This is a genomic window from Bifidobacterium longum subsp. infantis ATCC 15697 = JCM 1222 = DSM 20088, assembly GCF_000269965.1.
Classification (GTDB): domain Bacteria; phylum Actinomycetota; class Actinomycetes; order Actinomycetales; family Bifidobacteriaceae; genus Bifidobacterium; species Bifidobacterium infantis.
The window spans coordinates 1,983,669-2,007,031 of sequence record NC_017219.1 but is presented as its reverse complement, the minus strand read 5'-3'; the positions used below and the strand labels follow the sequence as shown (position 1 = coordinate 2,007,031).

General features: G+C 62.0%; 21 protein-coding genes and 1 tRNA gene. 10 read left to right on the top strand and 12 right to left on the bottom strand.

Annotated features, from left to right (window positions below; all coding sequences use genetic code 11):
* Positions 1-113: 113 nt before the first annotated feature.
* Positions 114-611 (top strand): GNAT family N-acetyltransferase, encoded by a 498-nt coding sequence (locus BLIJ_RS09575; RefSeq protein ID WP_012578131.1) that lies wholly within the window; start codon positions 114-116, stop codon positions 609-611.
* A 427-nt stretch (positions 612-1,038) separates the two neighbouring features.
* On the opposite strand, the gene BLIJ_RS15310 is transcribed toward BLIJ_RS09575, so the two are convergent.
* Positions 1,039-1,212 carry a zinc-ribbon domain-containing protein gene (locus BLIJ_RS15310; protein WP_174772733.1) on the bottom strand — a complete coding sequence of 58 codons (174 nt, stop codon included), beginning with the start codon at positions 1,210-1,212 and terminating at the stop codon, positions 1,039-1,041.
* A gap of 265 nt (positions 1,213-1,477) precedes the next feature.
* Between BLIJ_RS15310 and BLIJ_RS09570 the strand changes: the two genes are divergently transcribed.
* From BLIJ_RS09570 to BLIJ_RS09530, 9 genes are all read left to right on the top strand, one after another.
* Positions 1,478-1,912, top strand: coding sequence for a type II toxin-antitoxin system VapC family toxin (locus BLIJ_RS09570; RefSeq protein WP_014485047.1), 435 nt, complete (start codon positions 1,478-1,480; stop codon positions 1,910-1,912).
* A gap of 135 nt (positions 1,913-2,047) precedes the next feature.
* A complete protein-coding gene (gene pth / locus BLIJ_RS09565; protein ID WP_007053586.1) occupies positions 2,048-2,647 on the top strand; it encodes an aminoacyl-tRNA hydrolase in 600 nt (199 codons plus the stop codon).
* The gene (mfd, locus tag BLIJ_RS09560) at positions 2,637-6,221 is read left to right on the top strand and encodes a transcription-repair coupling factor (protein ID WP_012578129.1); all 3,585 of its coding nucleotides are present in this window, start codon (positions 2,637-2,639) and stop codon (positions 6,219-6,221) included. The genes pth and mfd overlap by 11 nt, the downstream gene beginning before the upstream one ends.
* Before the next feature lie 150 nt (positions 6,222-6,371).
* Complete coding sequence (locus BLIJ_RS09555; RefSeq protein ID WP_012578128.1) at positions 6,372-7,310, top strand: aldo/keto reductase; 939 nt, start codon at positions 6,372-6,374, stop codon at positions 7,308-7,310.
* A gap of 150 nt (positions 7,311-7,460) precedes the next feature.
* Entirely contained in the window at positions 7,461-8,759 is a 1,299-nt protein-coding gene (gene eno / locus BLIJ_RS09550; RefSeq protein ID WP_012578127.1) for a phosphopyruvate hydratase, read from the top strand.
* A 90-nt stretch (positions 8,760-8,849) separates the two neighbouring features.
* Positions 8,850-9,449, top strand: a complete 600-nt coding sequence (locus BLIJ_RS09545; protein ID WP_014485046.1) for an FtsB family cell division protein — start codon at positions 8,850-8,852, stop codon at positions 9,447-9,449.
* Complete coding sequence (locus BLIJ_RS09540; protein WP_012578125.1) at positions 9,446-10,012, top strand: DUF501 domain-containing protein; 567 nt, start codon at positions 9,446-9,448, stop codon at positions 10,010-10,012. Before BLIJ_RS09545 ends, BLIJ_RS09540 begins: the two co-directional genes overlap by 4 nt.
* A gap of 62 nt (positions 10,013-10,074) precedes the next feature.
* Positions 10,075-11,076 carry a Ppx/GppA phosphatase family protein gene (locus BLIJ_RS09535; protein WP_012578124.1) on the top strand — a complete coding sequence of 334 codons (1,002 nt, stop codon included), beginning with the start codon at positions 10,075-10,077 and terminating at the stop codon, positions 11,074-11,076.
* A gap of 223 nt (positions 11,077-11,299) precedes the next feature.
* Positions 11,300-11,378 (top strand) — tRNA-Leu (locus BLIJ_RS09530).
* A 215-nt stretch (positions 11,379-11,593) separates the two neighbouring features.
* Here BLIJ_RS09530 and BLIJ_RS09525 read toward each other — a convergent pair.
* The 11 genes from BLIJ_RS09525 to BLIJ_RS09480 all read right to left on the bottom strand — a co-directional run bounded on the left by BLIJ_RS09525 (position 11,594) and on the right by BLIJ_RS09480 (position 23,351).
* Positions 11,594-11,812, bottom strand: a complete 219-nt coding sequence (locus BLIJ_RS09525) for a phage holin (RefSeq protein WP_012578123.1) — start codon at positions 11,810-11,812, stop codon at positions 11,594-11,596.
* 125 nt (positions 11,813-11,937) lie between these two features.
* Positions 11,938-13,170 carry a GH25 family lysozyme gene (locus tag BLIJ_RS09520; protein WP_012578122.1) on the bottom strand — a complete coding sequence of 411 codons (1,233 nt, stop codon included), beginning with the start codon at positions 13,168-13,170 and terminating at the stop codon, positions 11,938-11,940.
* A 60-nt stretch (positions 13,171-13,230) separates the two neighbouring features.
* On the bottom strand, positions 13,231-13,626 hold the full coding sequence (locus BLIJ_RS09515) for a hypothetical protein (protein WP_012577887.1): 396 nt from the start codon (positions 13,624-13,626) through the stop codon (positions 13,231-13,233).
* Positions 13,627-13,652: 26 nt separating this feature from the next.
* Complete coding sequence (locus BLIJ_RS09510; RefSeq protein ID WP_012577886.1) at positions 13,653-14,108, bottom strand: hypothetical protein; 456 nt, start codon at positions 14,106-14,108, stop codon at positions 13,653-13,655.
* 25 nt (positions 14,109-14,133) lie between these two features.
* Positions 14,134-14,643, bottom strand: coding sequence for a hypothetical protein (locus tag BLIJ_RS09505; protein WP_012577885.1), 510 nt, complete (start codon positions 14,641-14,643; stop codon positions 14,134-14,136).
* Entirely contained in the window at positions 14,640-15,167 is a 528-nt protein-coding gene (locus tag BLIJ_RS09500; RefSeq protein ID WP_014485045.1) for a hypothetical protein, read from the bottom strand. Before BLIJ_RS09500 ends, BLIJ_RS09505 begins: the two co-directional genes overlap by 4 nt.
* A 74-nt stretch (positions 15,168-15,241) precedes the next feature.
* On the bottom strand, positions 15,242-15,412 hold the full coding sequence (locus BLIJ_RS14805; RefSeq protein ID WP_012577882.1) for a hypothetical protein: 171 nt from the start codon (positions 15,410-15,412) through the stop codon (positions 15,242-15,244).
* 3 nt (positions 15,413-15,415) lie between these two features.
* Positions 15,416-15,988, bottom strand: a complete 573-nt coding sequence (locus tag BLIJ_RS09495; protein ID WP_012577881.1) for a hypothetical protein — start codon at positions 15,986-15,988, stop codon at positions 15,416-15,418.
* Between the two features lie 9 nt (positions 15,989-15,997).
* Positions 15,998-20,089, bottom strand: coding sequence for a hypothetical protein (locus BLIJ_RS09490; protein WP_014485044.1), 4,092 nt, complete (start codon positions 20,087-20,089; stop codon positions 15,998-16,000).
* Between the two features lie 59 nt (positions 20,090-20,148).
* Positions 20,149-21,126 (bottom strand): hypothetical protein, encoded by a 978-nt coding sequence (locus BLIJ_RS09485; RefSeq protein ID WP_012578120.1) that lies wholly within the window; start codon positions 21,124-21,126, stop codon positions 20,149-20,151.
* Between the two features lie 14 nt (positions 21,127-21,140).
* Positions 21,141-23,351: a tape measure protein gene (locus BLIJ_RS09480; protein WP_012578119.1), complete on the bottom strand. Its 2,211-nt coding sequence runs from the start codon at positions 23,349-23,351 to the stop codon at positions 21,141-21,143.
* Positions 23,352-23,363: the final 12 nt, after the last annotated feature.

The window sequence follows — 23,363 nt, the reverse complement described above, 5'->3', positions numbered from 1 at the left end:
CCTCAGGGTGAGGGGAGCTATCGCAGAAGGCGACTGAAGGGAGTCGGTTACCTCAACTGACATAGCCCGTCCTTATCATAAGGACGGGCTATTTGCGTATTCAAAGGAACCTCATGCCATACACCTTCCGTCCGGCCGTCGAATCCGACATCCAAGCCATCACCGACATCTACAACGCCTCAGTGATGGCCGGCGGTGCGACCGCCGACCTCACCCCGCGCACCCTCGACCAACGCCGCGCCTGGGTCGAATCCCATACGCCGCCCTACGGCGTTTTTGTTGTGGAATCGGAAGACGGTTCAATCATCGGCTTCGGTGCGCTCTCCGTGTTCTATGACCGCGCGGGATATGACGGTGTCACCGATTTGGCCTATTACATCGATCCGGCATGGCAAGGCAGGGGAGTAGGCACGTTCATGCTTGACAGGCTGCTCACCGAGGCGCGGGCCCGCCACATGCGCAAGGCCTGCGGCATCATTTTCGCCGATAACGCCGGCTCCATTGCCCTCATGCACCGCTTCGGCTTCACCCAATTCGGACTCATGCCCGCCGCTGCCACCGACTCCACCGGCACCATGCGAGACATGTCCTACTGGTATTTGGACCTGTAGCCCCGAGGCGGTTTACCCTTGCTCTCCATGGATTCCGGTGTCCTATAACACTAAAAAGTTGTATCGGATCAGCTCTTTTCCTCGAACGCCATATATCGGACGCGCTTATCCCAGATAACGGCAAACTGCGGGACAGCACGCGATTTTCGTCCGTTTTGACGTGGCGTCCCACGTGATTGCGGGATGCCACATACGTCAAACGATGCACATAGCTAGCGTCCCGCAACTCTGCCTGCGAAATCATTGGAATTCTGCCATTCTTATGATTCGGTGCAGATAACGTGCGATAACGCTTGCGGGATGCCACGCCAGAAACGCCCAAAATCCGCTGCCGTCCCGCAATATGTCATCCGGTTGCAGGGAAGCGTGGGGCGTTGCACAATCAAGGCTCGTCGCCGATGCCCGATATACGGCATTGGCGGACATATCAGTCCAACTGTTTGCCGCAGTTTGGGCAGAATCGTGCGGAGACTCGGCAAGGCGTGCCGCAATTGGTGCAATAGCGCTTTGCAATATGTTCAGGTGACGGCGCAGGCAGGGGAGATACGGCTGATGTCGCGTTGAATCCATCGCTAGTTGGTTGCGCAGGTGAAGACACCATCGGGAATCCTCTATAACCTGTCCGCAGCCACGCTCGGCAATATCCTCGGCGGACCTGATTCGTGATCTGACCGACTACCTTGCGGATACGGGGAAACTGCCGGAATTCGAGCGTCTGACGCTCTCCCTGATTCAGGAGCGGGAGCGTGGGAAAAAGCAGGAGCTGATTCAACGTTTCGCCGACCGGAATTTGCCGGAGGCGGAAGGCGATCTTTCGGATGAGGAGATTCTCGCGCAGGCACGTATGGAACGATTTGGGGAACGGGATGAAACTGCTGTTTGACACGAATATTCTGCTCGATTTGTGCAATGACAAACGAGCGCCTTTCCATAAACAATGTGTTGATTTGCTCATGGAAGCCGTTGCACAGCCAAACATTGAGATCATGGCGCCGGTATCGTCATTGAATGACGTGTATTGCGTGTTGCGCAAGCATTATGGTGAGGAGCGGGCGGCGCGAGACGATATCGGTGGACTGATGGAATTGTTCGACATCCGTCCACTTATGGAACGCCATGCGTGTATGTCGTACCGGTCCGATGAGCCCGACTTCGAGGACGGGATCATCCGTGCCGTTGCCGAGGACAATGACGCCGACGTCATCGTGACTCGTGACGTCGAAGCGTTTCACCATTCATCGGTCCGATCGATGGATGCCGAGCAATGCCGCGCCCTGCTGCTTGCCGATTCCAAGGCTTGACGGCGGCGTTGAGTACAATCTTGACGGTTGAATCCGGCCGGGCATGGGCCAGTGCGCGAGGCGAACGCGCGCATGACGTACGGAACGTACGGAACGTGCATACGGGAATATAGGAAGACGGACGAGGAGCGGATTATGGCGTCGGATTTCTGGCTGATTGCGGGACTGGGCAACCCCGGCAAAAAATATGAGGACACGCGGCACAACATGGGCTTCATGACCGCCGACGTGCTCGCCGAACGTTGGACGGTGAACTTCGCCGATCACAAGGGCTTGGCCATGCTCGGTAAAAGCGTGATGAACCTGGACGGCCGCACCGTCAAGTTCTTTCTGGCCAAGCCGCTGACTTATATGAATGATTCCGGCAATGCGGTGGCTTCCATTAGCGCCTATTACCAGATCGAGCCCGACCATATTGTGGTGATTCACGATGACATGGACTTGGAATTCGGTCGTATCAAGGTCAAGGCAGGCGGCTCCGCAGGCGGCCACAACGGCATCAAGTCGATTGACCGTTCCCTTGGCACGCCGAAATACGCGCGCGTGCGCATGGGCGTCGGCCACTCCAAGCGCGGTGCGAACGCGCATGACAACACGGTGAACTGGGTACTGGGCGGCTTCGGCCCGGACCAGCGCAAGCAGCTGCCCGAATTCCTGGCTGACGGCGCTGACGCCGCCGAGGACATCATCTTCCACGGTCTTGCCAAGACCCAGGAGAAGTTCAATGGCCGGTGAGGCGACGCACCCGGACCTGATCAACGGCTCACTGGTAGGCATCCTGTCCGGGCTGGAACAGGACAAGACCTTCCTTAGGCTCGCCACTGGCGACATCGAGGTTTCGGACGACGTCGACAACTCCGTCCTGGCCGGCATCCCCGAAGGTTTGCGCCCGGCTTTGGCCGCCGCCATAGGCCAGGGTGTGGCCGGCAAACCCGGCAAGCCGGTCGTGCTGGTCGTGGCCTCCGGCCGCGAAGCCGAAGAGACCGTGGGCTCGCTGCGCTCCTGGTATGATGGCGACCCGAACGACATCGCCCAGCTCGAAGCCTGGGAAACCCTGCCGCACGAGCGTCTGAGCCCGCGCGCGGACACCGTGGCCAGCCGCATGGCCGTGTTCCGCAGACTCAAGCATCCGAGCGATACCGATCCGATGTTCGGCCCGATTCGCATTCTCGTCATGCCGATCCGCTCGCTCATCCAGCCGGTCGTCCAAGGACTGGGCGACGTCGAGCCGCTCGTGTTCACCGTGGGGGAGGACCTGCCACTCGACGAAGCCGCCAAACGTCTGATCGAAAACGCCTACACGCGCGTGGACCTGGTCATGGACCGTGGCGAGTTCGCGGTGCGCGGAGGCATTCTTGACGTATTCCCGCCCACCGCACCGCACCCGGTGCGTATCGAATTCTTCGGCGACGAAATTGACACCATCAAGGAATTCCACGCCTCCGACCAGCGTACCTACGGCGACGGCCTCAAGACCATCTGGGCCACCGCATGCCGTGAACTGCAGCTGACCGACGCCGTGCGCGCCCGCGCCAAAGCCTTGGTCGGTTCGATTCCCAATGCTGAGGACATGCTCGAATCCATCGCCAACGCCATTCCGGTCGAAGGCATGGAATCCCTGATGCCCGCACTCGTGGACCATCTGGAACCGGTGGGCTCCATGCTGCCCAAGCATGCCGTGATCCTCCTGAGCGACCCGGAGAAACTGCGCCGTTCCGCCGAAGACTTGGCAAAAACCGCGAACGAGTTCCTGGCCGCCAGCTGGCATGTGGCCGCCTCCGGCCACGGCTCCGGCGCGCCCATCAGCTTCGACGAAGCCAGCTTCCTCGACTATGCGGAAACCATCAGCTCCCTCGAATACTCCGAACATCCGGTGATTCGCCTCACCAGTTTCGGCGTGGACACCACGCTGACCGGCCACGTGCAGCTCGACGCCCAGAACCCGGCCGAATTCCGAGGGGATGAGGCCAAGGCCTCCCAAGGCATCGAAGGCCTGCTCGATGCCGGCTTCCACGTCACCATCACCGCCGCTGCGGCCGGCACCTTGGCCAGACTCAAGCGCGCGATCAACACTACCGGCATCGCCAATTTCAACGTCATCCGCTCTCAGGCCATCGACGGCTTCGTGGACAAAGCCGCCAAAATCGCCCTGCTCACCGAACGCGACCTGACCGGCCGCACTTCAGCCGTGGCCGTGGCCAAAACGCCGAAACGCCGGCGCAAGGCCATCGACTTGGTGGAACTCAAAAAAGGCGATTACGTGGTGCACGAGCAGCACGGCATTGGCCGGTTCATCGAAATGCGCCAGCGCACCATCGGCACCGGCGCCAACAAAACCACTCGCGAATACCTGGTCATCGAATATGCGCCTTCCAAGCGCGGCGCCCCGGCGGACAAACTGTTCATCCCCACCGACCAGCTCGACCAGGTCAGCAAATACATCGGTGCCGAAGCCCCCAAGCTCAACAAGCTCGGCGGCTCCGACTGGGCGGCCACCAAAGCCAAGGCCCGCAAGCACGTCCACGAGATCGCCGACGACCTGATCAAGCTGTACTCCGCCCGCCAGCGCGCCAAGGGCTTCGCGTTCAGCCCGGACACCCCATGGCAGAAAGAGCTGGAAGACGCCTTCCCCTATCAGGAAACCGCCGACCAGCTCACCACCATCGACGAGGTCAAATCCGACATGGAAAAGCCCGTGCCGATGGATCGCCTCATCTGCGGCGACGTGGGCTTCGGCAAAACCGAAATCGCATTGCGCGCGGCCTTCAAGGCCGTGCAGGACGGCAAGCAGGTGGCCGTGCTCGTGCCCACCACGCTGTTGGTCCAGCAGCATTACGAGACCTTCAGCGAACGGTTCGAAGGGTTCCCGGTCAATGTGGCGGCCATGAGCCGGTTCCAGACCACCAAGGAGATCAACGGGACCGTCGAGGGCCTGCGGTCCGGCACGGTGGACGTGGTCATCGGCACACACAAACTGCTGAACCCCAAGATCACGTTCAAGGATCTGGGGCTCGTCATCATCGACGAGGAGCAGCGTTTCGGCGTGGAACACAAGGAAACGCTGAAGGCACTGCGCACCAATGTGGACGTGCTGTCCCTGTCCGCGACGCCTATCCCGCGCACGCTGGAGATGGCCGTGACCGGCATCCGCGAAATGTCCACGCTGGCCACCCCGCCCGAAGACCGGTTGCCGGTGCTGACCTATGTGGGAGCCTACGAGGACGCGCAGGTCACCGCGGCGGTGCGCCGCGAACTGTTGCGCGGCGGCCAGGTGTTCTACGTGCACAATCGCGTGCAGGACATCGCGTCCATCGCCGACAAGATCCATACGCTGGTGCCCGAAGCGCACGTCGGCATCGCCCACGGCAAGATGGGTGAGAAGCAGCTTGACCAGATCATCCGCGACTTCTGGCATCGTGACATCGACGTGCTCGTGTGCACCACGATCATCGAGACGGGTCTTGACATATCCAACGCGAACACGCTGATCGTCGACCATGCCGACCGTTTCGGCCTGAGCCAGCTTCATCAGCTGCGCGGCCGCGTCGGCCGTGGACGTGAACGCGCGTACGCCTACTTCCTGTACGACCCGTCCAAGCCAATGACCGAGCAATCCCACGACAGGCTCGCCACGATCGCGCAGAACACGGCGCTCGGCTCCGGTTTCGACGTGGCCATGAAGGATCTGGAGCTGCGTGGCACCGGAAACCTTCTGGGCGACGAGCAGTCCGGCCATATCGAGGGCGTGGGCTTCGACCTGTACGTACGCATGGTGTCCGAAGCCGTGGAGAAGTACAAGGAGCCCGAAGAGAACGTCGAGCCGGTGGCCGTATCCATCGACCTGCCCATAGAGGCGTCGATTCCGATCGGGTACATCGATTCGGACAAGCTGCGTCTGGAAGCGTACCGCAAGCTCGCCTCCGCCCGCAACGAGGCCGATTTGAAGGATTTGGAAGAGGAGCTCACCGACCGTTACGGCAAGCCGCCGGTCGAATTCGAGACCTTGTTCGATGTGGCCCGTCTGAAGTTCAAGGCCCGCAAGATCGGCATTTCGGAGATTCTCGCGCAATCCAACCGCGTGCGCATCGGCCGTATCGACCCGCCCGAATCCATCCAGATGCGTATGGGTCGTATTTACAAGGGCACCCAATACCGTCCGGTCACACACCAGCTCATCGTCCCCACCCCGTTCACCGGCTCCCTGGGCCAAGGCCCCATGAGCTCCGACCAGGTAGTCCTCTGGACCAACCAGTTGCTTGATGATTTGGCATGGACCCCGTCGTTAAGCAAACGGCAGAGCCGTTTGTAGGCGGGGTGCGAGGCGACAGTCGAGCCAGCTATGGCTCACCGGGCAACCTCCGGTGAGCCATATTCATATTTTCGGGCCGTCGTTTGTGACGATGATTCGCTACAGACGGAATCGTTCCGGCTGTCCAGCGAGCGGGATTAAGTGACTGCTATGAGCGAAACGACTACGAACCGTACGAACCAGAGCGCGACCACGGCAACACTTGCCGGCTATGAGATTCCCCGCCTCGGCATGGGCACGATGGCGCTCGCCATCGAGGGGCGCCCCTCTAACCGTGATCAGGCAATCGAGACCATCCATGCCGCGCTCGATGCCGGAGTCCGTTATTTGGACACGGCTTGGTCCTATTATCTGCCCAGCGCGCCCGGCACCGGCGAACCGGAGGATATGGGCTATGGCGAATATCTGGTCCGTGATGCTCTGCACTCGTGGCATGGCCCCAAAGATCAGGTGCTCGTGGCCACCAAAACCGGCTGGCTGCGTACGCTTGACGGCAACGGCAACTACGGCTGGCAGGCCGACGCCCGACCTGAAACCATGATCGCCAATGCCAAGGAATCAGCCCGCCGCCTCGGTGTCGATACGCTCGATCTGCTCTACTCGCACTGCAACGATCCGCAGGTGCCGTACGAAGACCAGATGGGCGCACTCAAGCAGCTCGTGGACGAAGGTGTGGCCAAAGCGGTCGGTATCTCCAGAATCGACAACACAGACATCGAAACCGCCCACAACATTTTGGGCGATCGTCTCGTGGCCGTCCAGAACCAGTTCTCCCCGGTCCACCGCGACCCCGAACACACGTTGGAAACCTGCGAAAAACTCGGTTTGGCTTTCGTCTGCTGGTCGCCGCTCGGGGGATTCCTTGACCCGTTCAACGGGCATCTGTTCGACCGGTTCCGCGAAGTCGCGAAGTCCCACGACTGCTCCTACCAGCGCGTCACGCTCGCGTGGGAACTTGCGCAATACCAATATCTGTTCACGATTCCCTCGGCCAGAAACCCGCAGGAGATTCAGGACTCGTTCAAAGCCGGCGAACTGAAATTGTCCGACAGTGAAATCGACTACCTCAATGGCAAGGACATCGACTGAGCGATTTCGTCCGTACTGCCTTGCAATCAGGCGGCACACTGGCATTGTGAGCGCTAACACTAAATTTTGGGCGTGTTGTTCACAACGTCCACAAATCGCACTACTCTTAAGAATGTCATTCAAGATACACAACCGTTTTAAGGAGTAGTTGTGGCAGTAATTGAAAGCGTGTACGCGCGTCAGATTCTGGATTCCCGTGGCAACCCGACCGTTGAGGTCTACCTGGAGACCGAAGACGGCGCTCAGGGCAAGGGTCTGGTTCCGTCCGGCGCCTCCACCGGTGAAGCTGAGGCTTGGGAGCGTCGCGATGGCGACAAGTCCGTCTACGGCGGCAAGGGTGTTCTTAACGCGGTCAAGGCCGTGAACGAGGTCATCGCTCCGAAGGTCATCGGCATGGACGCTGCTGACCAGCGCGCTCTGGACGACCTGATGATCGAGCTCGACGGCACCCCGAACAAGGGCAAGCTGGGCGCCAACGCCATCCTGGGCGTCTCCCTGGCTGCTCTGTACGCTTCCGCCGAGTCCGCCGGCCTGCCGCTGTACCGCTACATCGGCGGCACCAACGGACACATCCTGCCGGTCCCGAACATGAACATCATGAACGGTGGCGCTCACGCTGACTTCGCCACCGACATTCAGGAGTACATGATCTCCCCGTACGGCTTCGACACCTACTCCGAGGCTCTGCGCGCTGGCGTTGAGGTCTACCACACCCTGAAGAACGTCCTGAAGAAGGAAGGCCTGAACACCGGCCTCGGCGACGAGGGCGGCTTCGCTCCGAAGATGAAGTCCAACGAGGACTCCCTCAAGTACATCATGGACGCCATCTCCGCCGCCGGCTACGAGCCCGGCAAGCAGATCGGCATCTGCCTGGATGTCGCCTCCTCCGAGTTCTACAACAAGGAGACCGGCAAGTACCGCTTCGACGGTGAGGAGCGCGACTCCGCCTACATGCTCGACTACTACGAGAACCTCATCAACGAGTACCCGATCGTCTCCATCGAGGACCCGTTCAACGAGGAAGGCTGGGAAGACTGGGCTGCCATCACCGCCCGCCTCGGCGATCGTCTGCAGTTCGTCGGCGACGACCTGCTGGTCACCAACCCGGCCCGTCTGCAGAAGGCCATCGACCTCGGCGCCGCCAACTCCCTGCTGGTCAAGCTGAACCAGATCGGTTCCGTCACCGAGACCCTCGACGCCATCGAGCTGGCCACCGCCAACGGCTACACTTCCATGGTTTCCCACCGCTCCGGCGAGACCCCGGACACCACCATCTCCGACCTGGCTGTTGCTAAGAACACCCGCCAGATCAAGACCGGTGCCCCGGCCCGTGGCGAGCGCGTTGCCAAGTACAACCGCCTGCTCGAGATCGAGGAGGAGCTCGGCTCCACCGCTCAGTACGCCGGCTACACCGCTTTCAAGGCCTGCAAGAAGTACCTGGCCAAGTGAGCTGAAACGCCCGTAAAGGCGTGAGTTTCCACTGAAGCTCGATACCCGTCGTGTTCGTCAAGTCGAATGCGGCGGGTATTTTCATGTGACATGAGCAAGTCGTCCCGTACCGGCAAACCTGGCAAAACCGGCAAAGCACAAGTCAGGAGAAAAAGGTCAGCGGGGCCCATAGCGTTCTTCGTCTCCCTGTTCATCATCGCACTCGGCACCATCCAGCTGGTCTCCACCTTCCACACCTATGCCCTGAATCTGGCCGAACTCAACGGTCTCAAGCGCGAGGAGGCCTCGCTGATCGCCCAAAAGCAGGAGTTGGAGAACGACATCAAGCGTTGGGATGACAAAGCGTACATCACCGCACAGGCCCGCGAACGACTCGGCTTCGTGTTCCCGGGAGAACAGGCCGTGCGTGTGCTGCATCCCGAAGCCGTGACCGGATCCGATAGCGAATCCCAGAAAACGGAAGATTCCAGTAGCAGCAACAAAAAAGTCCTGCCATGGTACAGCGAACTGTCTTACTCGCTCAAAAAGGCCGATGAGCCTGTGAACGATAGCGAGTCCGGCAAATCCGATACTTCCGGTTCCTCTGACTCGTCATCCAACGACTCATCCAAGCAGTCCGATAAGTCAGACCAGAACACCCCATCCGATCAGAACACCCAACAGAACACAGGGGAGGGAACCCAACAGTGACCATCGATATCGCCGCCAAGGCCAAGGCCCTTGTCGACACCATGCTTGCCGAGCCCGCCAACGACCATGACATCGACCTGGTGCAGCGTCAGCTCGGCCGATACCCGCGCGGCATGGTCGCCGTGGGAGCGCGATGCGTCTGCGGTAGGCCACTTGCCGTAATCACCCGCCCGGTGTTGCCCGGCGGAATCCCTTTCCCCACCACGTGCTATCTGACCGGTCCGGAAGCCGTCAAGGCTGCCTCCCATGTCGAGGCCGCCGGCGTGATGCAGCAATACAACGATATGCTGGCCGCTGATGAGGAGCTCAAGGCCGCATATGAGCAGGCCCATAATCTGTATCTGGCATTCCGCCACGAACTGGCAGGACGTCTTGGCGACAGTGAGAAGCATATTGAAGGCATTTCGGCCGGCGGCATGCCAGTGCGCGTCAAGTGCCTGCACGCTCTGCTGGCCCAATCCCTGGTTATGGGACCGGGTGCCAACCCCATTGGCGATTTGGTGCTGGAACGTGTCAAAGACGAGTTCGATCCGACCGTCTGCCGTTGCACACTGGACGATTGATCAACAGATGAGCCACCGCGAACAGCCCATTCATACGCACTAAGGGATACGAGGAGAAGGCAATGAGCAAGGAATCCGTAACCGTCGCCGGCATTGATTGCGGCACGAACTCCATTCGACTGAAGATCGCACGTGTCGATGCCGATGGCATGCATGAGGTGGTGCCGCGCATCCTGCGTGTGATCCGCCTTGGTCAGGATGTGGACAAGACCCATCGTTTTGCCGACGAAGCGTTGGAACGCGCCTATGTGGCCGCTCGGGAATTCGCCGGTGTGATTGCCGAGCATCCCATCGACGGTCTGCGTTTCGTTGCCACCTCCGCCACTCGTGACGCGGAAAACCGTGAGGAGTTCGAGGATGAGATCGAACGTATCCTCGGCGTGCGCCCCGAAGTCATTCCCGGCACTGAAGAAGCCGACCTGAGCTTCCTCGGCGCCACTTCCGTGGTCAATCGCGACGATCTGCCCGCCCCCTATCTGGTGGTTGACCTCGGCGGCGGGTCCACCGAGCTGGTCATCGGTGGCGACGGCGTCAGTGCGCCCACTACCCAGGTTCAGGGCGCGTTTTCCATGAACATCGGTTCCGTGCGCATGACCGAACGTCATCTGACCAACGATCCGCCGACCCAGACACAGATCGATGAGGCCGTTGCGGACGTCGATGAACATATCGATGAGGCCTTCCGCACCGTGGACGCAGGCAAGGCCCGTACCATCATCGGCGTGTCCGGCACGGTGACCACGATGACCGCCTTGGCCATGGGATTGAAGGAATACGATCACACCGTGGTCGACGGGCATCGGTTGAGCTTTGAAGACGCCTATGCCGTGGACGACAAGTTCCTTAGGATGACGCGCGCCGAGCGCCGCGAATACAAGACCATCCACCCCGGCCGTATCGATGTGGTCGGCGGCGGCGCTGTGGTGTGGAGCCGTGTGCTGGCGCGTGTCAGCGAAGCCGCCAAGGCCGATCATGGTGAAGCCATCGATTCGTTCGTCGCCAGCGAGCACGGGCTGCTGGACGGCATTGTGCTCGATTATGGTCGCCGGTTGCTGGCTCAATAGCGTAAGTGGTAAGTACCCCCAGTGGGCTGAGTCGTTCAGCAAACAGCCCACTGGGCTGTTTGCTTTATATGCGACGCCGGCGACGCTATCGCTACCGGCTGCTACAAACAGCACACTGGGCGGTTTGTAGGCGAAGGGAGCGGCTATGCCGCGACGGCTGCACGAAGTGCAGCAACCCGCAAGCAACGCTCAGGGCAGGAGATAGCTTATAATAGAAAAGTTGGCCTCCGTGGCGAAATGGTATACGCAGTCGACTTAAAATCGATCGCTTCGGCTTGTGGGTTCGAGTCCCACCGGAGGCACCTTCGCTAGACTGTGGAAAATAGCCGTTTTGCCTTGCGAGAGTAGGGCTGAGCGGCTTTTTCTATTCCCGGTGATTCCCTCGTATTCCCTCGGTTTCCCGGAATAATGTGGGCAAAATGTGGGCAAAAAATGAGCCTCGGAAAGCTACTCCCAAAACGTGAAAACCGCCCCTCCGTCCAGCGTTATGCCGGATGGAGGGGCGGTGTTTTTATGGTTATTCGGTTTTGGATGCCTTGGCCTTGAGGGTGCTTGCGCCGATGACGACGCCGATGGCCAGGGCGACGGCGTTGATGGTCGTCGCGGCCTGATCGGCCCATGTCCAGCCCCATACGGGGCCGAGGGTCTGCACGAGCACGCCGATGGCCGGCAGCACGATCAGCGCGAGCCATTTGAGCACGTCATAGGCTCGGTTCGGCAGCAGCCAATCGGGCACGGTCGGCTGCTGCCGGCGGTCTTCAGTTCGGTGTTTTCGTCGGTCATATTGTCCTCGATTCTGTGATTTGGAACCTAGGAACCTCGCCCGGTGTCGGGTGCAGGGTTCCTAGGTAGGTCGGGTTATCAGTAGCGCAGCACTTCGCCGGGGTAGATCACGTTGGGGTTGCCGCTGCGATAGCCGGTGAGCTGCGTGTAGCCGATGCCGAGCCGTGCCGCGATGCCGCTGAGGGTGTCGCCTGCGCGGACGGTCACGGTACGGGACGGTGGGGCGTTGCTGCCGGTGGCGACGCTGCCGCCGCCGTTGTAGGTGACGACCTGACCGGGGTAGATCAGGTTGAGGTTGCCGCTGGGCACGCTCCACTTGGACAGCGGCCACAGGCCGGTGCGCGAGGCGATGCCGCTCATGGTGTCGCCGGAGCGGACGGCCACGCGGGTCGTGTTGGCCTGCGCGGCCTGCTGCGGCGCTACGGTCGCGGTGCCGGCGAGGCGCTGGTTGACGATCGCCATGACCTTGTCGTAGTTCGCGCCGAGCGCGTCGCGCCGCTGCTGGCCGTTGCCGTAGTCGCCACGGATGGTGGCGGTCGCGAGTGCCTGTAGGTCGATGGTCTGGGTCGGCGGCTTCTCGGTCTGCGGCGGGGTTGCGGGCTTGGCTGCGTCGGCGGGGTTGGCGTAGGCCTGCCACTGGCTTGCGTCGCCTCTGAAGTAGTTGAGGTCGAGCGGCCCGTTGTAGCCGCTGATCCAGCCGTTGGAGGTGTACTGGCGCATGGCCTCGCCGTAGACCGCGTAGTTCCACGGTCGGCTCTGGTAGCCGGTGGGCGCGTTGCTGGCGTACTGGGCGACCCACAGGCCGCAGTTGGCGCGCACGTCGCCGGGTATCTGGCCCAGCGCGCTGGCCTGCACGTACACCATCGGCCATACGCCGGTGAGCGTGTGCACGCGCTGGACGAACCGGCGAACCCAGTCGGAATTGCCCCACTGGGCGTTCTGATAGGACTCCCAGTCGAGCACGAGCACGGCCCTGCCGATGTAGTCGCGCGCCCGGCCGACGAAGTAGTCGGCCTCGGCCTCGGCGTTGTTGCCGCCGGCGTAGTGGTACAGGCCGAGGCTCTTGCCCCGGTCTGTCACGCACTTGGCCTGCGTGCGCCAACTGGAGTTCTCGAAGCCTACGCCCTGGGACACCTTGACTACGGCGAAGTCGTAGCTGGCGGTGCAGGTCACGTTCGAGCCCTGCCAGCCGGACACGTCGATGCCGACCATGTCGGCCATCGCGATCGCCGGCGTGCACGCGAGCAGCACGGCGAACAGTGCCGCGATGAGGGCCTGCAGCGGCTTGCTTCTGTTTTTGAATCTGCCCATTCGTTTTCCTTCCTATGTGTGGGGTGGGCATGAAATAGCCCCCGTCGGGGTCGGCGGGGGCTAAGCCTGTGGTTTTCTCGGGGCTATCGGCGCGTCCTGTATGTCCTGATTGACTTGGGTGCCGTGCCCGTTGCCACCAAGCGCGTGGTAGGTGGCGTAGACGCCTTCGGCGCGGGTTTTGAGGTCGTTGTCGGCGATACCGCCAGCGTCGACCATCTCACGCTGCATCTGCTCCAATTTGCACAGGAGCATGGTTTTCACCCCATCCTGCAGTGGGTCGAGACGCTGGTCGAGCTGGGTCAGGCTCGCGTCCACCTGATCGAGTCTCTGCGACAGGGCCGGGTCCGGTTTGCCCGCCTGGTCGATGCGGCGCAGTATCCATCCGGCGACCGTGCCGCCGCACGTGGTGATCACGGAGACCAGGATCGTTGCCCATACGGGTATCGTCTCGGTCATCTAGGTCATGACCTTCTTTCCTTTCGCTAATTGTTCCGGAGGGGCATCGAGCCTCCGTCGAACCACGGGAACCGGGGGAGGAGTTGTTGGACGGTCGGCCAATCGTCGCCCTCGTACACGGCCATGGCCTCCAACGTCAAACTGCCACTGCCACGGCAGTAGATGCTGCGGTTGCCGTCCCTGTTGATCTTCGCCGCCGTCCATGCGGCACCCGATGGGGTCGTGCCGGAGACGAGTGTCATGCCGCTCTCCACTGCCACGCTCAGCCCGCTGGTGGCCGTGTAGGCGATGACCACGACACGGCCCAGTCTCATCAATTCACGCCAGCTATACCAGTCGATTATCGACCAGCTATTGTTGCCAGTATTCGTGTAGCGGAAGTGCCCGTCGATGTGCTCGACATTCACGCCACTGCCGTTGGACCACGTGCTTAAGTTCCTGCGGCATGAGGGGTCGGTGTACAGGTTGGTGATGTAGGTCATGCCGCCACCGCCAATCGGGGAGCGGTCAGCTGAGTGGCATGAGATCGCCGGAGAGCAGCCTGCCGTGATTGTTCCTCTGCCACCAGTCCCAGTCGGTTTTGGTCATGAGCGTGGGCCGGTCGAACACCGTCACCGCGCCCGTTTTCAGGGGACTGTCGAACACGATCTGGGTTCCATTGGCATCCTGCGGGGTGGTGAACTCGATCGTCACCGTGTCGTGGACGCCATTGGACTGCGGGTTGCCGCCACGGGCCAGCTCCGTCCAGCCGGAGGCGTTGCGGCCGATGATGCACAGGCATCCGTTGCGCAGCGACTTGTCGGACGTCCAGTAGGAGAACTGGAACACCATGCGCGTCGATGCCGGCAGTCCGGTCAACGCCTGTGCCGCCTGCACGCCTCCAGCGTCGGTCGACTGCAGTCGCAGTTGCCGCTGCGCGTCGATGCAGGTTATGGTGCCGGAACCGCCACTCGGGGAGGGCAATGCCCCACGCGAGTTGAACAACGGGTTGGGGTAATGGTTGGTTATCAGCGTCATGCGGCCAACCCCCAATGATCAGGGTGGGCGGCATGAACGGGATGAGGATTGTTACACCCCCCCCCATTGGTTAATGGCATGAGGTCGCCGTCGAAGTAGCCTTCGCCGAGTGCGCGCATCTGGTTCCAGTCGGCTTCCGTCATGAGCAGGGGCTGTGTGAAGTTGGCGCTGCCCGAATCGGGGCAGGCGAGCCGGATAATGAAGTCTCTGGTCGGCGTGAACTTGAGGGATGTTCTGCCTGCAGACGCGGCGGAGCACAGTGAATTCCAGGGGTCTATCTCGGCGATGAGGACGTAGCCGTTGCGCACGGTGGACTGGTCTCCGACCACGTTCCAGATGTCCGTCTGGAACACGAGGCTCGTGTCCCGTGGCGTGTTGAACCACATTTGGGTGAAGCAGTCCTGTCGGCCTTCCTGGGCGGTTATGGTGACGCCCTTCTGGTTGCCGGCGATCATGGAGACCGTGCTGTTGTTGGGGTTGCCGAGCATCATTCTCGGATACGTGAGGTTGCGCAGATACGTCATTCCGGCCCCTTTCTGTTTTCGGGTATGAGAAAAGCCACCCCGTGGGGTGGCTTTCGGGAAAATGGTTTGGCTGATTACTTGTTTTCGGCCTGCTTGGCCTCGAGCTCCTTGACCCTGCGTTGCAGTGCGGTTGCCTGTGCTTGGCTGATGGCGAGTTCGCGGGTCAGGGTGGCGTTACGGGCGCTCATGTTGTCGAGCACGTCGTTGATGTCCGCCTGCACGAGGCTTTCGGTTGTGTCTGTCATTGGTTATCTCCTATCGGTGATGGTTGGTGTGACGTCGTTCAGAAATCTGGTTCGCGCCCGGTCGATTTCCGTCGCGTGTTCGGCGAGCAGGGTGGCGAGGCTCGTGGCGTCCACGCCGGCGGGCAACCGTATCGACGGCTCCACCGGCTCGCCGGCGTTCGGTTCGTCCAACGCCCGCGCGGCGGCGAGAGCCGCGTCCGCCTCGTACGAGTCCACTATGGTCGTGGCATCCAAGCCCAACAGCCGGCGGGTCTCCGCACGCCCGTCGGCGGCCAGCGCCCCGGTGGGCGTGAACGCGCGGTGCAGTGATGCGGCGCGCACCTGATTCAGGTCGACGAGCGCGTCATGCTCCAACTGCTCGTAGGCGCTGGTCCAAGCGTTGCGTCCGGTGGCCGGGTCGATGACGCCCGGGTCTGACCTGTTCGTCCGGACCCGTATGATCGCCGCGACCGCTTCCATGTCCGTGTCGCAGCCGAGGAGCTCGCCCCACGAGGCGATCGCGTCCAACGGGATGAGATGACCCGTCCCGTCGTCACCGGTCACGGTCAACACGTCGCCGTTGATTTCCGTTTCCATTGGCACCTCCTACTGTTCGGCCAGGATGGCGAGTAGCTGAGTGCCGTATGGGATGTTGACGCCGTTGCCGACGCCACGCGCCCACAGGCCGCAGCCGCTCGCCGAATCATTGTTCGAACCGACCATGACCGACCCCATTGCGTCGGCGGAGACATGCGCATGGTATAAGCCGTATTTGGCCGGGGAGGCATACGTGTACGTCTGCGTCAGCCACCCTTCGCCGCTCATTATCCCGTTACGAAAATAGGCCGTCCTGAACGTTCCGCGCCCCGCGCCAAACAGGCCGAGGAACCCGCCGAGGTACAGATACCCGGAGTTGATGTCCGCCTCCACGCCGACACTGCCGTTCGGGTCCCTCGCTGAGAGTTCGGCTGATGTATGGTATTTGGACGTCGGGTCGGCCTGCAATAACAGTTGCGCTTTACCGCTCTTGCTGCCTTTGGAATAATCACGGTAAGCGGCTAGGAAGACTTCGCCGGTTTTGGTGGCGTTGTCCGTAGCCTTGTATTCGCCCACACGCATGAACGACCCCGGATCGGTGTCGTTCAACCGGCCTCCGTTGATTACGATGGCGGAGACCTCGCCCTTATAGTTGGTCCGGGATTCCGACGCGATGTAGGCGTCGTGACCGTCGCGCCCGTGCCTGAATTCGATGCCTGAGCCTTCGGTCTTTTCATCGCTGTTGATCGTCGACTGTCGGAACGTCGGTGATATTACGACTCGACAGCCGGTGAGGCTCGTCTGGAACGTGCCGGTCAGCAGGTTGTTCGCGCCCTCGCCGTCCAGATGCACGGTATGGTTCCGCTTCGAGTCCCACATGTCCAGCGCGTTGCCCTTGAGCTTCCAACCCGTGTTATCCGCAGTGCTGGATTGGAAGATACTGCCGGTGAACACGTAGCCGACGAACTGGCCCGCCGCCACCTTGTCCGAGGTGATGGACTGGGCGGCGATGTTGCGCGCGACTATCGTGTTCGACGCGATCTCGTCGCCCGTGATCGACTGGCTGACTATCTTCGACGCGTTCACGCTGTTGGCGGCGAGCTTGTCCACGGTCACGGACAATGCGGCCAGTTTCTCGGTGGTGATGGCCCCCGAGACGATGTTGCCCGCGTTGACCGCGTTCGCGGCGATCTTGCCCGCCACTACGCTGTTCGCGGCGAGCTTGTCGGCGGTCACCGCCAACGCGGCCAGCTTGTCCGTCGAAATGGCTCCGGCCACGATCTTGCTCGCGTCCACCGAGTTGGCGGCCAGCTTGTCCACGGTCACCGCGCCGGCGACGATGTTGCCCGCGTCCACGCTGTTGGCCGCGAGCTTGCCCGCCACCACCGAGTTGGCGGCGAGTTTGTCGGCGGTAACCGCCAAAGCGGCCAGCTTGTCCGTGGTGATGGCACCGGAGGCTATCTTGCCGGCGACTATCGCGTTCGCCGCCAGCTTGTCCGTGGTGATCGCGCCGGCCACCAGCTTCTCCGTCGTGATGCTGTTCGCCGCCATGTTGGAGGCGACCACGCTGCCGGAAGCGAGAATGTTCGCGGCCACGATGTTGCGCTCGTTCCACCGCGAACCGTCGAAGACGTACACGCCGATGAAACGGCTGGACAACGGCACGAGCCAGCTCGCGCTGTTGTTCGGCTCGCCCTCCCAACCCGTATAGAAGTCGGCCAGCAGGGACGTGCTGTCGTTCGCAGCGCCGGACCAGCGCGTCCAGTATTTTTGGGTTTTGTACCAGAAATCACCCTGACGCACGGTCACGCCGGAAAGCGTGGTCGGGTCGTCGGGCCCCTCGTACACGTTGTGCAGGCCGTCGAGGCTCTTGCCCACGGAATTGGCCTTGTCCAACGCGGACTGGGCCTTCGACGCGGCGTTCGCGATGTCGGACTTCGCCGACTCGATGGCCGCGCTGGCCTTGCCCGCTTCGTTTTTCGCGTTGGCCGCGTCCGACTTGGCCTGCGTGATGTCCTTCTTCGCCTGCGCGATGTCGCCCTGAGCCGCGTCCAGTTCCCTGTTCGCGTTATCGATGGCCGTCTTGTTCGACGTGATCTGCTTGTTCGCGTTGCCGATGGCCGTCGTGTTGTTGGCGATGTCCTGCTTCGCCTGCGTCAGGTCGGACTTCGCCGTAGCCAATTCCCTGTTCGCGTTGCCTATCGCCGTCGTATTGCCGGCGATATCCTGCTTGGCTTGGGACAATTCCCTGTTCGCGTTGTCGATGGCGGTCTTGTTGTCCCGCAGATCCTTGTCGAGCCTGTCCAGGTCGGTCTGGGACACCGCGCTGGCGACCGTGATCGACGCGCCCACACCCCAATCCGACTTGTTGCCCGAATGATCGACCGAACGCAAAGCGAACCAGTAGGCGCGATACTCCAATCCGGTGACGACGCAATGCCCGTCACGCGCCACGCTATCCCGGTATTTCCAGTTCCCGTTGGAGTCGCTGATGCCGACCTCCACGTGGTCGAAGTCCAGCTCCATGCCGCCGCCGGCATTGTTCCTGCCGTCCCACTGCACGTCCACCACACCCAATTTCGAGGTGAGTATCGGCTTGGACGGGATGCTCGGCGGCGTCACGTCCGACGCCACCAAAGCCACGACCACGTTCGACCAGTCGCCCAATTTGTCTGAATACGTTGGCACGGCCCTGACCCGGAACTCATAGCGTTGCCCGCATTCGAGCCCGCCGATGCCCAACGTGAGCCGCTGCGCGTCAGTCACGCCACCGGAAACCCACGGCGCACCGGCAAGGTTCTTGCGATACTCCACGCGGTAGCCCGAAATGTCGATGGCGGTGTCATCCGTCGCCTGAGAGACCGCGGCCCACTGCAGGGTAGCCAGACCCAAAGCCGTACCACGGGAGGAGATATAGGCGTCGGTCTGCACCACCAGACCAGTCGGAGCATTCGGCACACGATGGTCCTTCTCGGGGGCGGGACGCCCGCCCTCGCTGCCGGCCAGTTGCGCGCCGCCGGTGATGCCGGCGATCTTCTTCGCGGCTCGCACCTGCGAGTCGTATACCTTGTCGTTGAGCGTGATGCTGGCCTTGAGCCCGTTGGAGTCAAGCGAAACGGTGACCTGTTGGATTCGCACCTTCTCGCCGTGCTGGACTGTGGGCGCGGTGATCCAGTCGCCGGGCCGGTAGTCCACCAACGGCAATGATTCGGCGTTGGTGACGAGCAGCGAGCGGGTGTACTGGCCGCGCACACGGGCCGCGCTGGCCAATGTGGTCTGCATGAACGCCTTGGCGGTGGCCTCGTCCGAGACTCCACCCTGAGAGACATAGGATTCCCAGCCACCCCACGGCGTGGGTGCCGCCGGATTCGACTCGCGGAAGATTAGCCCGTTGTCACCCTCCACGAGGATATCGCTGGAGAGGTCTTCGATGCTTTCCTCTTCGGGTGCCTCGAGTATGTCGTGCGCCATGCTGATGTGCACGCGGCCCGACAGGTCACGGCTGAGACTGGTGCTGTCGGCGTTCCAGATTCTGAGGGTGCGGCCCTCGGTGCGCCAGTCGATGGCACCGCCGCCCACCATGCTCGAAAGCATGCTGTTCAGGCTCGTGCCCAACGAGTAGTAGAGCGTGTACACGCTCTTCCAGTTCGCGCCAGCCGCGTCCTTGCCGGTGTCGAAACCGGGGGCCAAAACGAGGCCGGCACCCTTGCGGGCCTTGTTCTCATCGAGAATCGTTCTGATGATGGTGCCGGGGTTCTTCGACAGGAACGCGCGCTTGCCCTTGTTGTCGCCGTCCGCTATCAGATGCGCGGTGTCGTTGTTCAGAATCTTGTTGGCCAGCCAGCCCATGCTCTGGCAGGTGAGCGTCACCGTGTCCGACACGTCTTCGGCGTTGCGGGAGCGGCCTATGAGCAGGTAGCGGCAGTTGTAGGGTTCGCTCCATGTTCCGCCGTCACTGACCTCGAGCCCGATCTCGAGCCCCTGTTCGAGGCCGCGTTTCAGGATTCCGCCGCCGACGGTACGACGGCTGTAGACGACCTTGAGTGCTCCGAGGTCGTTGTTGACGATGCTCGTGTCCCATGAGAGCGGTGCGGGCAGGTTGCCGAGCCTGCCGCCGTTGGGCAGGTAGGCGACGAGGCGGGCGTGCAGTGTCTTGACCATAAGGGGACTCCAGACGTTGAAAACCGGCGCGGAAATTGCATAGAAGGGGAATACGGGGTCTACCACCATGCGCGGCGCACGTGCACGAGCAATGGCTCGCCGCTGCCGGTGATCTTCGACGTGAGCCGGTAGCCGTTGTCCACCGGGTTCGGCCAGCATTGCAGCAGGCCGCCCGCCGGATAATCCAAGCCGCCGGTCACGTCCGTGCCAGATTGCGTCCACTGATGATCCGCCGTGGACTGCCATGCGAGGCAGTTGCCCACGTCCACATACGTGTAGGCGTTCGCGTTGGCCGCACCCTGCCAGATGACGCCCGTGTTCGACGTGGGGTCGGTGACCGAGGCGCTGCTCACGCCCTTGGGCAGCCGTATTATCGGATCGGTGACGGGCGCGTCACCGAACATGCCATCCGGTATGCCCGACGACAACGGGATCAGCAGCGACGGCGAATTGTTCGGCTCACCAATCCACATGGTCACGAAATCCGCCAGCAGCGACGTGCTGTTGTTCGGCTCGACCTCCCACCGCGTCCAATAAGGCTGCGCCCACCGGCATGCGGCGGGCCACAGGAACGCCGTGCCATTCGCCGCGACCGGACGGTCATACGCGACCGGGTCTCGCCACCACACCTGAGGCATGGCGAACACCGCCGTGAACGGAGTGAGCCTGTCCAACACGGTGCCCCCGTCGTCCGCCTCGAGGCTGGCGAGCTCCACGACCGCCTGCTGGAGTTGACCGTTGACGGTGCGCGACAGGACCGGATACGGCGTCGTGCACAGGCGGGCCAGACGGCTCGAATCCATGCCATGCCCCGTGTCATGGCCGATCGCGCCCGCCCCGAACGCGGCCACCTTGAGGGTCGCCGACCGTTCTCCGAACGTCGGCGTCACCCCCGAGGGGATCGTGCCATGCCGGAACGGCGCGGACACCTTGCTGCGGGATACGGAGACGCCGGCGAACAGGGTGCTGCCGAGCGTGACCCGGCAGTACCGCGAATCCAGGGCGACGCCGTTCAACGCGTAGCCGACACCGGCCATATACGCCTCCTCATTCAGATGCCTACGGTCATTTTGTCGAGACTGTCGTTCGTGGACAGGGGCCACGGGTCGGCCTGCGGATAGTAGTTCGTGATATGCACGTTCGACGCGGAACCGGTGTTGGGCGTGTAGTCCATGCCGGAACCGCCATACACGTAGGCCGGGGTCTTGAACCCGTTGGAAAGTCCCACGTTCATGCCCATGATGTCCGCCTGCACCTGCTGCCAGCCGGCGTTCAGACTCTTGCGGAAACCGCCCATGATCGCCTCGCCGGCGGGAATCAGCAGCTTGCGGTCGTAGGGGAGCGGGCCCTTGTGATCGGCGATCCAGCCGGCGATATTGCCCACAAAGCTCGTGATGTTGTGCCAGATGCTTTTCAGACCGTCGAGGAAGCCCTGCATGATGCTTGCGCCCGCGTTCCACAGCAGGCCTCCGAGATTGCCGAGCGCGCTGAGGATGCGGCCCGGTATGGAGGCGATGAACGAGACCGCCGAATTGAAGCCGTTGGCTATGCCGTTGCGGACCTCGTTGAACTTGTTTGCGAACCATTGGCCGATGCCTGCGAAGAACGCCTGTATCCTGCCGGGAACCGAACCGATGAACGCGGTCAGCGCGTTCCATCCGTTCTGAATGTTCGCGGCCGCGTTGGAGAACCATTGCGTGATGTTCTGACACGTGGTCTGGAAGAAATCGGTGATGTTCTGCCAAGCTGTCTGCAGGAAGCCGGTGAAATCGGCCCATAATTGCCGGCTGACCTCGGTCTGGGTGAAGAACAATGTCAATGCGGCGACTATGGCGGCGACGAGGCCGATTATCCACACGATGGGGCCGCCGGTGGCGGCCATGACGGCGTTGAACGCGCCCTGCACGGCGGTGGCGGTCTTGGTGACGGCGCTCCATGCTTCCTGCGCGGCCTGGGCGAGTTTCATTTTGCTCGTGAGCTGCTGGATGGCGGCGATGGGGCCTCCCATGTCCATCATGAGCATGACGCCTTTGCTGACGCCCTGAGCGGCGGTCGTGACGGTGTTCATGGTGTTGGTCAGCGCGGTGAGCCCGTTGTTGAGGGCCTGATAGCCTTTGACCGCCGCGAACGCGGTGCCGATGCCGATGATGATGGGTATGAGCGTGTTGCCATGCTGCACGAACCAGTTCAGGGCGTCGGCGACGAGTTTGATGGCGTTGGCGAGGGTGTCGGGAGGGGCGAGTTTGCTCCAGTCGATGACCATGTTGACGACGCCCATGATGGCGTTCCTGATCGCGTTCCAAGCGGACTTGAACGCGGTGACTGCGCCGTTGTCGTTGAGCGCCTTCCATAGGTCCTGCATCCATCCGATGACGCCTTGGATTCCGGCTTGGATGACCGGCGTTGCGGCGCTGATGCCGTCGGACGCCCAGCCGATGAATCCGGTGAGCGCTGGTTTGACGCTGTCGAGCATGGTGCTGCCGAGTTTGACGGCGCTTGCTTCGAGGTTGCCCATCGCGCCTTCCATGGTGCTGGCGCTGGTGGCGGCCTGTATGGCGGTGTCGCTCATGCCGAGCTGCATGAGCGCCTGATTGAATTCGTCGGCTGTGATCTCTCCATTGGCCATCGCGTCGCGGAAGTTGCCGGTGTATGCGCCGTTTTGGAGCATGGCCTGCTGGAGTTTGCCGGAAGCGCCGGGGATGGCGTCGGAGAGCTGGTTCCAGTTTTCCGTGGTAAGCTTGCCGGCCCCTGCGGTTTGCGTGAGCACCATGGCCACGCTCTTGAATGCGTCGGCCCCGCCGCCTGCCACGGCGGTGAGGTTGCCCGCCGCCTCGGCCAACTTGTCGTAGTTGGGTACGCCGTTGGCCGCGAGCTGGGCGGTGGTGTTGCGGATGTCGGAGAGTCCGAACACGGTCTTGTCGGCGTAGTCCTGCGTCGATTTGGTTAGTTTCCTGATCTCGGCGTCGGAGACTCCGGCGAAGCCTAGGGTGCTGGCGAATTTCTGGGTGGAGTCGGAGGCTTCGACGATCTGGCTGGACAGGCCGGCGAAGCCTTGGATGACGGTGCCGGCCACGCTTTGGGCGATGCCGCTGATCATGCCGAGCTTCGCGGAGAATCCCCTGGAGAAGCCGCCGCCGGCGGTGTCTCCGGCTTTCTGGCCGACCGATTTGGATGGACCGGCAAACGCGCTTTCGATAGCCTTGCCCACGCCCTTCATGCTGGGCACGATCTGCACGTATGCCTGGGCGAGCTGGTAGGCCATGGTCCTATGCCT

What these genes read in the sequence shown, in the direction of transcription:
- BLIJ_RS09535 (WP_012578124.1), top strand. Translation starts at nt 10,075, where the DNA reads ATGAGCAAGGAATCCGTAACCGTCGCCGGCATTGATTGCGGCACGAAC.
- BLIJ_RS09575 (WP_012578131.1), top strand. Translation starts at nt 114, where the DNA reads ATGCCATACACCTTCCGTCCGGCCGTCGAATCCGACATCCAAGCCATC.
- BLIJ_RS14805 (WP_012577882.1), bottom strand. Translation starts at nt 15,412, where the DNA reads ATGACAGACACAACCGAAAGCCTCGTGCAGGCGGACATCAACGACGTG.
- BLIJ_RS09485 (WP_012578120.1), bottom strand. Translation starts at nt 21,126, where the DNA reads ATGGCCGGTGTCGGCTACGCGTTGAACGGCGTCGCCCTGGATTCGCGG.
- BLIJ_RS09555 (WP_012578128.1), top strand. Translation starts at nt 6,372, where the DNA reads ATGAGCGAAACGACTACGAACCGTACGAACCAGAGCGCGACCACGGCA.
- BLIJ_RS09505 (WP_012577885.1), bottom strand. Translation starts at nt 14,643, where the DNA reads ATGACGCTGATAACCAACCATTACCCCAACCCGTTGTTCAACTCGCGT.
- BLIJ_RS09570 (WP_014485047.1), top strand. Translation starts at nt 1,478, where the DNA reads ATGAAACTGCTGTTTGACACGAATATTCTGCTCGATTTGTGCAATGAC.
- BLIJ_RS09510 (WP_012577886.1), bottom strand. Translation starts at nt 14,108, where the DNA reads ATGACCTACATCACCAACCTGTACACCGACCCCTCATGCCGCAGGAAC.
- BLIJ_RS09515 (WP_012577887.1), bottom strand. Translation starts at nt 13,626, where the DNA reads ATGACCGAGACGATACCCGTATGGGCAACGATCCTGGTCTCCGTGATC.
- BLIJ_RS09495 (WP_012577881.1), bottom strand. Translation starts at nt 15,988, where the DNA reads ATGGAAACGGAAATCAACGGCGACGTGTTGACCGTGACCGGTGACGAC.
- BLIJ_RS09545 (WP_014485046.1), top strand. Translation starts at nt 8,850, where the DNA reads ATGAGCAAGTCGTCCCGTACCGGCAAACCTGGCAAAACCGGCAAAGCA.
- BLIJ_RS09490 (WP_014485044.1), bottom strand. Translation starts at nt 20,089, where the DNA reads ATGGTCAAGACACTGCACGCCCGCCTCGTCGCCTACCTGCCCAACGGC.
- BLIJ_RS15310 (WP_174772733.1), bottom strand. Translation starts at nt 1,212, where the DNA reads ATGGTGTCTTCACCTGCGCAACCAACTAGCGATGGATTCAACGCGACA.
- BLIJ_RS09480 (WP_012578119.1), bottom strand. Translation starts at nt 23,351, where the DNA reads ATGGCCTACCAGCTCGCCCAGGCATACGTGCAGATCGTGCCCAGCATG.
- BLIJ_RS09500 (WP_014485045.1), bottom strand. Translation starts at nt 15,167, where the DNA reads ATGACGTATCTGCGCAACCTCACGTATCCGAGAATGATGCTCGGCAAC.
- mfd (WP_012578129.1), top strand. Translation starts at nt 2,637, where the DNA reads ATGGCCGGTGAGGCGACGCACCCGGACCTGATCAACGGCTCACTGGTA.
- pth (WP_007053586.1), top strand. Translation starts at nt 2,048, where the DNA reads ATGGCGTCGGATTTCTGGCTGATTGCGGGACTGGGCAACCCCGGCAAA.
- BLIJ_RS09520 (WP_012578122.1), bottom strand. Translation starts at nt 13,170, where the DNA reads ATGGGCAGATTCAAAAACAGAAGCAAGCCGCTGCAGGCCCTCATCGCG.